The organism is Methylobacterium sp. Leaf104 (assembly GCF_001422885.1).
In the GTDB taxonomy this organism is placed as follows: Bacteria; Pseudomonadota; Alphaproteobacteria; order Rhizobiales; family Beijerinckiaceae; genus Methylobacterium.
In genome coordinates this window covers 1-11,352 of the sequence record NZ_LMMZ01000021.1, presented here as the reverse complement: position 1 = coordinate 11,352, position 11,352 = coordinate 1, and the positions used below count along the sequence as shown (strand labels likewise).

Annotated in this window: 6 protein-coding genes and 8 pseudogenes; 7 read left to right on the top strand and 7 right to left on the bottom strand. The window is 59.9% G+C overall.

The features are described 5' to 3' along the window. Positions 1–94: 94 nt before the first annotated feature. Positions 95–534, top strand: a pseudogene (locus tag ASF49_RS24815) (FG-GAP repeat domain-containing protein); the annotation flags it as partial. Positions 535–713: 179 nt separating this feature from the next. Here the strand turns inward: ASF49_RS24815 and ASF49_RS23120 are convergent. Further along, positions 714–1,669 (bottom strand): IS630 family transposase gene (locus tag ASF49_RS23120; protein WP_156652997.1). Its coding sequence is split into 2 segments (ribosomal slippage): positions 714–1,330 and positions 1,330–1,669, totalling 957 coding nucleotides; the frame shifts between segments, so codons are not numbered across the junction. Between the two features lie 574 nt (positions 1,670–2,243). Here ASF49_RS23120 and ASF49_RS23115 point away from each other — a divergent pair. Continuing rightward, positions 2,244–3,038: an ABC transporter permease gene (locus ASF49_RS23115; protein WP_082511217.1), complete on the top strand. Its 795-nt coding sequence runs from the start codon at positions 2,244–2,246 to the stop codon at positions 3,036–3,038. A 488-nt stretch (positions 3,039–3,526) separates the two neighbouring features. Here ASF49_RS23115 and ASF49_RS23680 read toward each other — a convergent pair. From ASF49_RS23680 to ASF49_RS23105, 5 genes and pseudogenes are all read right to left on the bottom strand, one after another. Continuing rightward, positions 3,527–3,781: pseudogene (locus tag ASF49_RS23680) on the bottom strand (transposase domain-containing protein); the annotation flags it as partial. Positions 3,782–3,865: 84 nt separating this feature from the next. After that, positions 3,866–5,338 (bottom strand): annotated as a pseudogene (tnpC, locus tag ASF49_RS12540) (IS66 family transposase); the annotation flags it as partial. A gap of 101 nt (positions 5,339–5,439) precedes the next feature. Then, entirely contained in the window at positions 5,440–5,733 is a 294-nt protein-coding gene (gene tnpB, locus ASF49_RS12535) for an IS66 family insertion sequence element accessory protein TnpB (RefSeq protein WP_279292771.1), read from the bottom strand. Then, on the bottom strand, positions 5,703–6,842 hold the full coding sequence (gene tnpA / locus ASF49_RS24485) for an IS66-like element accessory protein TnpA (RefSeq protein WP_243214907.1): 1,140 nt from the start codon (positions 6,840–6,842) through the stop codon (positions 5,703–5,705). Before tnpA ends, tnpB begins: the two co-directional genes overlap by 31 nt. A 604-nt stretch (positions 6,843–7,446) precedes the next feature. Further along, positions 7,447–7,855 (bottom strand): annotated as a pseudogene (locus ASF49_RS23105) (integrase core domain-containing protein); the annotation flags it as partial. 131 nt (positions 7,856–7,986) lie between these two features. Here ASF49_RS23105 and ASF49_RS23100 point away from each other — a divergent pair. The 3 genes and pseudogenes from ASF49_RS23100 to ASF49_RS23095 all read left to right on the top strand — a co-directional run. Then, positions 7,987–8,205: pseudogene (locus ASF49_RS23100) on the top strand (integrase core domain-containing protein); the annotation flags it as partial. Positions 8,206–8,300: 95 nt separating this feature from the next. Further along, positions 8,301–9,020: a hypothetical protein gene (locus tag ASF49_RS23675; RefSeq protein WP_156652996.1), complete on the top strand. Its 720-nt coding sequence runs from the start codon at positions 8,301–8,303 to the stop codon at positions 9,018–9,020. 674 nt (positions 9,021–9,694) lie between these two features. After that, a pseudogene (locus ASF49_RS23095) lies at positions 9,695–10,418 on the top strand (IS5 family transposase). Here ASF49_RS23095 and ASF49_RS24480 read toward each other — a convergent pair. Continuing rightward, positions 10,408–10,657: pseudogene (locus ASF49_RS24480) on the bottom strand (integrase core domain-containing protein); the annotation flags it as partial. The pseudogenes ASF49_RS23095 and ASF49_RS24480 sit on opposite strands and share 11 nt — an antisense overlap. Here ASF49_RS24480 and ASF49_RS23090 point away from each other — a divergent pair. Both ASF49_RS23090 and ASF49_RS12510 read left to right on the top strand, forming a co-directional pair. Beyond that, positions 10,650–10,825, top strand: a pseudogene (locus tag ASF49_RS23090) (integrase core domain-containing protein); the annotation flags it as partial. The pseudogenes ASF49_RS24480 and ASF49_RS23090 overlap by 8 nt on opposite strands. 241 nt (positions 10,826–11,066) lie before the next feature. Continuing rightward, the coding region (locus ASF49_RS12510) for a dTDP-4-dehydrorhamnose 3,5-epimerase family protein (RefSeq protein WP_162240975.1) at positions 11,067–11,352 on the top strand (286 nt) is incomplete at its 3' end.

Genomic DNA, 11,352 nt, shown 5'->3' with positions numbered 1-11,352 from the left:
GCGCTTCGAAGCTCTGCACACTGGTATCTCGGCCTACACGCCCAATAGTGGCGGMTGGGSCAGCGATGATCGCTTCCCACGCGAGCTGGCCGATGTGAACGGYGACGGTCKCGCGGACATCGTCGGCTTCGGCCAGGACGGCGTGTACGTGTCCTTGGCCACGGGGAACGGACACTTCGCGCAGCAGACCTTCGAGTTTGCGCAATTCGGCGCCGGCGCCAACGCAGGCGGCTGGGCCAGCGMKGATCGCTTCCCACGCGAGCTGGCCGATGTGAACGGCGACGGTCGYGCGGACATCGTCGGCTTCGGGGAAAATGGCGTGTACGTGTCCTTGGCCACGGGGAACGGACACTTCGGTCCGATGACCTTCGACTACGCGCAGTTCGGCGCCGGCACCAACGCAGGCGGCTGGGCCAGCGCGGATCGCTTCCCTCGCGAACTGGCGGATGTCACGGGAGATGGCCGTGCCGATATCGTCGGCTTCGGCCTCAACGAGGTCGTTGTCTCAGCATCGCACGACTTCTTCACCGTTTANCCAGCGCGGATCGCTTCCCTCGCGAACTGGCGGATGTCACGGGAGATGGCCGTGCCGATATCGTCGGCTTCGGCCTCAACGAGGTCGTTGTCTCAGCATCGCACGACTTCTTCACCGTTTAGCCTCGCTTGCACACGACGATCAATTTAAAGCCTCGATCAGCTAGAGCGGCATCCGATCATGTTGGATCATATGCGTCGTAGCCTGCGGCGGCGAGATACCGGCGGCATTCGGCTGGCGTGAAGCGTCCGAAGGCTTGTCGGATCGTGTCCCAGAGGTCTCTGATCGTTCGAGCGGCCTCGGCTCGAAGAATGGCCTTGAGCTTGGCGAAGGCGAGTTCGATCGGGTTGAAGTCGGGGGAATAGGCCGGCAGGTAGAGCAGCCTCGCCCCGGCCGCCTCGATGCGTTCGCGGATGCCGCTGACCTTGTGGGCGGGCAGATTGTCGAGCACGACAGTGTCGCCGGGCCTGAGGGCTGGGACGAGGGTTTCTTCGACATAGCCGCGGAAGCGAGCGCCGGTCATCGGTCCATCGAAGAGGGCGGTGGCTGTCAGGCCGCTGGTGCGCAGACCGGCGGTGACCGTGATGGTTTTCCAGTGGCCGAACGGCACCGCAACCCGGCAGCGTTCGCCGCGCGGAGCCCGCCCATAGCGGCGGACCATCTTCGTGTTGGTGGCGGTCTCGTCGAGGAACACGAGCTTGTCCGGGTCGAGATCGAGCTGGCGCTCGAACCAGGACAGGCGCGCGGCCTTCACGTCCTCCCGCTCCTGCTCGACGGCGTGGCCAGTGTTTTTTTGCGCGTGATGCCGTGGCGCTTGAAGAAGCGGGACAGGCTGCTGACCCCGACCCGCAGACCCTGTTCGGCCAAACGGTCGCGCAACTCGTGCAAGAACAGCTCGGGCTGCGCTTCGTAGGTCTGCCGGATCAGGTCGGCCTGCGCCTCGATGGTGTGCGAGCGTTGATCGCCGCCCATCGGCTTGGCGTGTGTCCGACCCTCCTGCACGAAGGTCCCGTGCCAGCGCACGGCGCTGGCCGGGCTGACCTCGAAGCGCCGTGCCGCTTCCCGGCGCGAAGCCCCCGCCTCAATCGCGGCCACAACACGCTCACGCAGATCAACGGACAGGGCAGACGCCACCGGCTCTCCTCCTCGGAAAGCCGCGCATCGAATCACAACCTCGGCCCAGCGAGAACCCCAGACGATTCAAGCCGGTCGGTGCCTGCTCTAGGTATGATGGGGCCGTCGCGCTCGGCGATGTCNAGACGCCACCGGCTCTCCTCCTCGGAAAGCCGCGCATCGAATCACAACCTCGGCCCAGCGAGAACCCCAGACGATTCAAGCCGGTCGGTGCCTGCTCTAGGTATGAATGGAGCACGCCATAAACAAAAATTTGTTTGGGAGATCAAATCCTGCTAAGCCGGATCCCTACAGGATTTGTCGAAAATAAAGACACAAAGAATATTTGCATATGAATAAGTGAATCGAAGTAAATAGCTAAGCATCAGCTAAATTCTAAAACTCAATAGGGCATCAGTTTATAATAATACTAATCATTATTAGGTTAGCATATTGGAAATTATAGTATATATTTTTTAAGAAAATTTTTGTCTGGTAAGCAGATCCTAATGCGGAATTATATTTGCATTTTTCTATAATAAAAGAATGCCATATAAATAGTATTTGCCAAGCTGAAACAACGATCGAGATTGAAATGACAGATATTTCTCCAACAAAAACTCGTGGACGAACTGATCTTGCCGTCTATGCCGGCGTCGTCAGAGCTCTCATGCTTCGGGACATGCGTACGCGCTTTGGAGGATCTTACTGGGGTTATTTGGTCGTTGTCTTATGGCCGGTCGTTCACATATTCCTGGTCGTAACTATTATGTATTTTCGTGGGCTGTCGTCGCCTATGGGTAATGATCCAATATTATTTGTTGCTACCGGTGCAGTTCCGACTCTAGTTTTTCAGTATACATCACGGGAAGCAATGAAGGCTATTGTGGTAAATAGACCACTTATGTACTATCCGAAGGTTAAAGCTTTTGATATAATGGTAGCCCGTTTTATTGTAGAGACTATCAAGGGTTTTCAGGGACTTTTAATTATACTAATTATTCTTTTTTCATTTGGAGTCAATCCGATGCCGGAGGAGCCCATATTGGCTATCGGAGCTTATTTTTATGCGTTGATGCTTGGGCTTGGTTTAGGCGCAGTAAACATTGGAATACAATCATTTTTTCCGGGTTGGCTGTGGGGATATGTAGTAGTGACTATTTTAATATATTTGACTTCCGGTGTTTTCTTTCTGCCCCATATGTTACCTGCGGAGATCTATGAGATTACGAAATGGAATCCGGTCGTCCAAATTGTTGAGATGACTCGTCTCGCCTACGATCCAGGTCTAGCAATCAAAATTGATTATCAATACATAGCTGGTTGGACTGGAGGCTCGCTTTGCATTGGGCTGATTATGGAGAGAACAGTAGTACGTCGCTTTATGTAGTATAGATATCTACTCTGAATGTCATATTTGGCGTTCGGTCCTGCGACTTTGGACCCTGTCTCCTAAATAGGTTGAAATGGTTTGTGGTTATTCTTGCTTGTGTCGGATAAATGAAGAGCGACGCATTATAGAGCGAACTGGAATCTCTGATCAGTTTTGCCGGACGAGGCTCAAACACTTCCGCAGGACCTTCAACGCACGATCTCGGCGCTCCTCTGGCAGCATAAAAACAAAGCCAATTGGTGGACCACTCAGGAGGATCTGGAGCCACGGTGGCGGGTCGCCAGGAGCTGAATCCGATTAGGTTGGATTAAAAGCAGCCTCCTCGACGGAGCCGGCTGGCACGCCGAACCCGGATTGCGCGTGCCGGACGGTCTGCGGCTCGTCTCCTTGCCGCCCGATACTCCGGAACGCCTGCACGGCAAACATCTTTGGCGTCTTGTCGACGAATCCATCATCAGCCAGCTTTTCGACCGTAAGCGTTGTTTTTAGGCCACGGCTTTGAGGGCTGGCATGGCCGGGTAGGCCCATGACAGGGGGTCGTTGAGATGACACTGCGGGTGGCCCTCGACGATGCGGGTGATGATGTCGGCGGGGTAGGCATGTGGCTCGACGCCGACGAGCTTGCAGGTCTCGGTCAATGAGGCGCTCACCGCCCAATGCTGGCCGCCGCCTTCCGAGCTGGCAATAAGCGCATTCTTGCGGTTCAAGGCCAGGGGTCTGATCGTACGTTCGACAATGTTGAAGGTACGCCTTCGGTGAAGGCTGCGGTCGTGGTCCCGACGAGATGTCAGGCGGCGGTCTGATGGAGCCGAGAGGGGGGGGCAGTTCCACGGCAGCAGATCGTCGATGCGCCGGGCGGGATGGTCAAGTAGCCGCGCGAGTACGTCGGTGAGCCACGCCTGCGGGTCGATGCCGTTGAGCTTGACGGTCTTGATCAGGGTGTAGAGGGCAGCAGTGCGATGGCCGCCCGCATCCGAGCCGGCGAAGGTCCAGTTGCGGCGTCCCACCGCGATGGGACGGATGGAGCGTTCGGCGGCATTGTTGGACAGGCAGATCCGTCCGTCGTTGTGGAACCGGGTGAAGGCGGCCCAGCGCTTGTGCAGGAAGTCGATCGCCGCTGCTGTGGGAGCCTTGGCCGAGAGCCTGGCGCGGTTCTCCCGCAGCCACACCTCCAGGTCGGCGACGACGGCAGCTGAGCGAGCGCGGCGGTGCGCGCAGCGTTCATCGGGGGCAAGACCGTTGGCGGCGCGCTCGATTGCGAAGATCGCATCGATCCGCGTCACCGCCTCGATGGCGATCGGAGCCTTCCTCAGCTCGGCCAGCTCGAAGAACTTGCGACGGGCATGCGCCCAGCAGGCCGCCTCGCGGAGCGGGCCCGGCTTGCGACCAGGTTCGTACAGCCGGCCGAACCCCGAGAAAGCGTCCGCCTGCACAATGCCGTGGAAGTCGCCGAGCCAGGTCTCGGCATGCGCGCCGGAGCGGTCGGGTGAGTAGAAGTCGGCCGCGGCCGGCGGTTCGGGTCTACCGCAGGGGCGGTTGTCGCGCACCACCGTCCAGAGCCGGCCCGTGCGGGTCTTCCCCTTGGCCAGGACCGGCACCGGCGTGTCGTCGAGGTGGAGGCGCTCGGCCCCCCGGACATGAGCCTCGATCCGGGCCACCAGGGGCGACAGGGCGGTGGTGACGGCCCCGACCCAGCCGGCGAGCGTCGAGACGTCGATCGACACGCCTTCATGGGCGAAGCGCTGGCTCTGGCGATGCAGCGGCAGGTGCAGGCCGAACTTGGCCATCATCACCTCGGCCAGGAGGTTCGGACCGGCCCGACCCCGCGGGATCGGGTGGAAGGGGGCCGGGGTCTGAGCGATGGTCTCGCAGTCGCGGCAAGAGAAGCGCTCGCGCACGTGCTGGATCACCACTCAGCGTGCCGGGATCCGCTCCAGGGTCTCGGTAACGTCCTCGCCGAGAGGACGCAGGTGCGCGCCGCCACAGCATGCGCAGGCTGTCGGGCCGGGATGGACGATACGCTCGCGCGGCAGATGCTCGGGTAAGGGCCGGCGGGCGGGCTTGCGCCGGGAGCCCCCTGAGGTGGCGTGCTCCTTGGGCGCGGGCGCGGGCGCTTGCGCCTCCGTCTCGGCCAGCGTCTCCTCCAGATCCTCCAGGACGAGTTCGAGCTGGTCGATTCGGGTGCTGCGTTCCGAGGAGGCCCCGAAGCGCTCCCGCCGCAGCCGGGCGACTTCCAGCTTGAGCCGTTCGACCGAGATCTCGGACACGAGCCACGCTGTCCGCTCGGCCAGGATCATGGCGTGGGCGGCAGCGAGATCGGTGGGAAGCGGCGGGAGCTCGGGCGCGTTCGGCACACCCTGAGAAGAGCATATTCCTCAGCCTCTGTAACGCGTTATCCTCATCCGACGACGCTCGGACGCCACGTCTCCTGCGGCATCCGCCAGTCGATGCCCGAGAGCAGATAGCCGAGTTGCGCCGTCGAGATCGTCACGGCTCCGTCCGCCACGGATGGCCACAGGAAGCGGCCGCGGTCGAGCCGCTTGGTGTACAGGCACGCGCCCTGGCCATCGTGCCAGATCACCTTGATCAGGTCGCCGCGCCGGCCGCGGAACACGAACAGGTGCCCGCAATGGGGATCGCGCTTCAGCGTTTCCTGGACGATCAGCCCCAAGCTGGAAAAGCCCTTGCGCATGTCGGTGTGGCCGGTGGCCAGCCAGACCCGCACGTTGGCCGGCAGCGGGATAATCGCCCCTCGAGGGCATCCAGCACCCGACGCAGCGCCGCGGCATCGACGTCGGAGCCGACCCGCACGCGCCGGCCGCCGCCCAGACTGATCTCAATGTGCCCGACGGAGCGGCGGGGCCGGGTCAGCTGCGGCTCGGCTTCTACCGACGTCGGGCGTGGTGGGGGCACGACTGCGACCGGCACGAGCGCCGGGACCGGAACCGGCGACACGACACGCTCCCAGAACAGTTTGCGCCAACGGAACAGCTGGCTCACGTGAATGCCGGCCGCGCGGGCAACCTCCGAGGCCGACACACCCGGCTCGAACGAGACGGCAAGCAGCCGCTCCTTCTCCGACCGCGTCCAGCGCCGCCGCTGCTCCGCCCTCACCAGTTCAATGCTCCCCCGCGTCCTGCTCAAGGTCCTAGGATTACTTCTATGACCACAACCCCACCTGACCATCACACAAGGTGGCCCTCGCCAGACGCGTACATTGTCGCCGTAGGTGTGTATGATCCAGCGTAGGAACCACATCAGCAGGTTCGGCTGCGCGGTGACCGCCGGGGCAACTGGCACGATGACCGGCGTCGGCACATCGGTGTGCATCACCTCAATCACGAACCCGGCCACCGCGATGGGCTTGGCGATCGTCGTCGCCCGCGGCATCGCGACAGCGTAAGCGGTGACGAACTGCTGGGCCTCGGCCTGCCGGCGCGTGATGATCGCCGCGGGCTTCTTCCACATCAGGATCGCGTCGTAGGCGCCGGCCGTGTCGCCCGCGTTGATGCGCTTCAGGAAGGTGGAGCCGGCGAAGGCCCCGGGTCCGATGTTGTAGCAGATGGACACCAGGGCATCGAAGGCGTTCTGCGAGACCGCCACATTTAGTACCTTGCGCACCGCGGCCACGTAGGCCTGCTCATCACGCTCGAAGATCGCATCGCACTGCGCCGAGGTGATCGTCAGGCCGGCAGTGACAAGCGGTGCGCCGGCCGCCGAGGTGTGGCCGATGCCGATGGTCCAGATTCCCACCGAATCTTCGTAGGCCTTCAGGCGCCGGCCCGCGCGACCAATCAGCACGGCTTCGCCGATGGACGAGAGGTCCGTGGAGGTCTCTATTCCTTCAGATTTTCGCCGTTATGCTGACGGCAAGCGTGGTCGGCGGGTTACAGGCCTTCGGCGCTAGGCGCGCTATGGAGAGGGCTAACGAGGAGGAGGAAGCATGAGCGCTTCGAAGATGGCCCAGGTTCGGACGGCAGGCGCGAGCGTTAAGACGCGAACGCGTCCCTCAGTTGTCGCTCACGATCCATACTTTCCGCCGCTTCCACCACGCATCGGCACAGGCGGCTCATCTTCCGAGGTCTCGGGCAGGCCGACACTCGTTTACGATCCGCACTTCCCCAAACTGGGAAAAATTGCTTCCTGACTTTGCGATTGGCGCATCCTGTGCGTTGTTGTGGCTCTGGCAAGGAGCGACGGCATGAACGATGTCCGCGTAGAGCGAACTTACGATGGGCTATGCACCGTGTATGTCGGTACTCAGATCGTGGTTTCTGACCTTACAGAGGATCAAGCTGCAGCGCTCGCGAAGGCGTACTCAGCTTGGCCTGCCCCCTGAAAAGTGGTCCGCCCTTTGGTATGGCTTTTGAGTCTGGTGGAGTTGACCCTGTTTGTGGTCCACGGCCTATGCAAGTTCTCGGGCTGTGACAGCTTGATTGGCGAAGGCTCGGGGCGTCAAGCCGCCCAGGGCGGTGTGGGGGCGATCGTCGTTGTAGTGGCACCTCCAGTCCTCGATGCGCTCGCGGGCATCGGCCAGCGACAGGAACCACGAGGCGTTCAGGCACTCCGCCCGTAGACGACCGTTGAACGACTCGATTGTTGCCGTTGTCGGTCGGCTTGCCCGGCCGGGAGAAGTCGATCTCGACCCCATTCAGGTAGGCCCATTGGTCGAGCATGCGACCGGCAAACTCAGGTCCGTTGTCTACCCGTAGATTTTTCGGTCGACCTCGCAGCCTGACCAAAGCGTCGAGCGCCTCAGTTACCTGAAAGGCGCGGAAGTTGGCTCTCGGTGTGAGCGAGAGCACCTCTCGCGTACATCACCCCCGAGCAGGCCGAGCGGAACGCGAGCTAACCCCCGTGTCCGTGGAACCGGGGGAGGATCAGTCTTGATTTCGCAAGGCCGCAAGGTCGCTGAAGCCATCCGCTTCAGCAAGGTGACTGAGGTCAGTTGCGGGATGTACTCCTCAACGGCGAGATGTTGTACACCCTCAAGGAGGCCAGCATCGTGATTGAGCAATGGCGGAGGAACTACAACACCGTCCGACGGCATTCGTCGCTCAACTACCAGCCGCCTATGCCCGAAGTCATCATCTGGCCAACGGAACCGAACGGCTCAGTGCCGACCGCTCGCCCTACGATCGTCACGCGACCGACGATGCACTAACTTCAATCCTGAGCCAACGATTGGGGTAGCCCAACGTTGCTTGTCTGTTGTCCATAATATTTGATGCAAAATCGATAGAAGGATCTATACATTAAATGACATCTCAATCTGGGACCAATGAACAGCGCGCCGGCAATGCTATGGAGGGCGGCTCAGACCCGGCTGATGTTGTTTGCGAAATTCCAGCTCACCTGTATTTTTTATTCAAAGATCGACCGCTTTTGTCAGATGAAGATCCAAGTCAATACCAAAGCATTCTTCTCGGCATCGTTCAGCAAATTTGTCCAAGTGACGTGATTGAAGCAATATGGGTCAAAAACATCGTCGATTTAGTTTGGGAAGCAATTCGGATTCGACGGTGGAAGAGACAGATCATGGTTGGAGCTCAGCTGGAAGCGATTAAAGATTTGATTCGTCCGCCTCTTGAAAGATCATCATCCGCAATAATAGCTCAACTTACCGCACAATCGCCTTATGCCGCAGCAGCGGGGCTCGGTCCCGAAACCGGGTGGGGACAAAGTTCTACAAACGAATTTGTAGTGCCTTCGGTTGATGCACTTGCTGAGGGTTGGATTGCTGGAAATAGTCTAGAGCGAGAACAAGTTAATAAAATCTTAGAAAAGCTTGGTATGACTGAGGAGAATGTCCTAGCGCATGCCTTCTTGTTAAATTTACCCTCTATCGAACGAATTGATCGAATGGTTTCGCTTGCCGACCACCGTCGAGACACTCTCTTCCGGCAGATTGAACGTAAGCGAGCAGATTTTGCATATCCTTTACGTAATGCTGCGGAGGAAATTCTCGTTAAGAGATAGTTATAGGATGATAAATTTCATTATCTTGGCTCTGTGTTAGCGATGACATCTAAACGTGCTAGACGAGCCAATCGGCTGAACTGTAAAAAAAGTACAGGGCCGCGCACTTATGCAGGCAAGGAGCGTTCGAAGCGCAATTCCCTGAAACACGGGTTCTCCCTTGCTACCCGCGATCCACAATTCGAGACAGAGATCGAACATTTGTCCACACTGATTTCGGCTCAGCGTAGTACTGAATTTTTTGTTCTGGATGCAGCTCGTGCTGTGGCGGAGACAGTGGTTTATTTGAAACGAATACAATTATACAGGACAGATTTGATGCAAAGGAGCGAAATAGAAAATATAAAACGATTTAATTCAGACCAAAGCGCGTCCTACGAGTTTCTACTAAAACTGTTTGCTGAGCTTGAGCGATTAGATCGATATGAATCTCGGGCTTTGACGCGAAGGAAATTTGCGATTATGAAGTTTTTATCAATTGCCAACTGAGAGCTAGGGTCTGTCGTCGCCTGAACGGATTGGTTTGGCTTTCGTTTTCGTCTCTCTGATGCAGGAGGGACGATGCTGAGCGACGCGCAGTGGTCTGAACTGGAGCCCCTGGTGGANTAGGGTCTGTCGTCGCCTGAACGGATTGGTTTGGCTTTCGTTTTCGTCTCTCTGATGCAGGAGGGACGATGCTGAGCGACGCGCAGTGGTCTGAACTGGAGCCCCTGGTGGAGGCCTGCCGGCCCAAGGCCAAGACGCCCCCACAGGATCTTCGGCGCACGCTCTCRGCCATCCTCTGGCGGCATCAGAACGGGGCCAAGTGGCGGGCTATTCCGGAGGATCTGGGTCCGTGGTGGCGCGCGGCGCAGATCTTCATCCGCTGGTCCCGTGCCGGCGTCTGGGAGCGRCTGCTYGGCCTCGTGCAGGAGCGCGGCGTCCAACTCGGGATGGTGTTCCTGGACGGCACGAACRTRCGAGCGCACCAAAAGGCGGCGGGAGCTGCCAAAAGGGGGGATCTGGGCCCGAGCGAGATGCTCGTGAAGCTCTTGGCCGCTCRCGTGGCGGCTATGGCACCAAGGCTTGCGTGATCGCCGACGGGCAGGGCCGCGCCATCGCCTTCCGGCTGGCGCCCGGTCAGGCCCATGAACTGCCCCAGTCGGGGATCGGGGCTACACCAGCCACGCCTTTTGTAAGCACATCTGGGACATGGGCGCGCGGCCCGCGATCCCGCCTCAGCGCCACGAAGCACCTGTCGCCTGCCTGGACTGGATCTACAACAACCGCAACCAGGTCGAGCGCCTCTGGGCCAGGCTCAAGGAGTGGCGCGCCATCGCCACACGCTACGAGAAGACGACCGTCAGCTTCATGGGCGTCCTCTGTCTTGCCGCGGCCCTCGATTGGCTCAAGCGATGACAGACCCTAGCGACGAGTGCGGCCAGACAGTGTTGTAATGCCTTCGCCGTTGCTCAATGATCACGCTGGTCTACTTAAGGGTTTGAAACACTTCGCCGTTGAGATGTTTGTAGCGCAGCTTCGTTGAAACTTTTGCAGCAGCCCTTCTCCTACGGACTGCCTGGCTCAATGTAGGCGGTTGCGGATCCAACTGTCGCGATCCAGTCCTGGACGACCTTGGCGATGAACTTAGGTCTATTACGGGCGGAGTGCTTGAACGCCCTGTGGTTCCTGTCGTCGATCGATGCCCGTGAGCGCATCGAGGACTGGAGGTGCCACTACAACGAAGATCGGCCCCATACGGCCCTAGGTGGCTGGACGCCCGGGCCTTCGCCAACCAAGCTGTCACAGCCCGAGAACTTGCATAGGCCGTGGACCACAAACCGAGTCAACTCCAACATGGCTCGAAGCTATACCTAAGGGAGGACCACTTTACAGGGGACAGGGCAGCGGAGGCCGCTGGCCTGAAGCCGCGGGCCTGTACTCGCATCGACGCACTCTCACGCTGGGGATAGGATCGACGTCCAACAGCCTGCTGCGACCCTTGACAGCTCGGGATCGAGACCGGCCAAGGACGGATCAGGTCCACGCCTTCGAGGTCTTTCCGGCATGCAGGTGATCGAGACGGAGATTCCGGCGGTGCGGCGGGTGGTGCCGACGCGCTTCGGCGATGACCGCGGCTGGTTCTGCGAGACCTACCGGGCCGACATCCTGGCGCGCGCCGGCATCGCGGACGTGTTCATCCAGGACAACCAGTCCTTCTCCGCCCCCCGCGGCACCGTGCGCGGCCTGCACTTCCAGCGCGCCCCCATGGCCCAGGCCAAGCTGATCCGGGTGCTGTCGGGCGCCATCCTGGACGTCGCCGTCGACCTGCGCCGCGCCTCGCCCAGCTTCG

Bases quoted from the DNA above. Each gene is read 5' to 3' on its own strand.
- ASF49_RS23115 (WP_082511217.1), top strand. From the start codon at position 2,244: ATGACAGATATTTCTCCAACAAAAACTCGTGGACGAACTGATCTTGCC.
- ASF49_RS23675 (WP_156652996.1), top strand. From the start codon at position 8,301: ATGACATCTCAATCTGGGACCAATGAACAGCGCGCCGGCAATGCTATG.
- tnpB (WP_279292771.1), bottom strand. From the start codon at position 5,733: ATGCGCAAGGGCTTTTCCAGCTTGGGGCTGATCGTCCAGGAAACGCTG.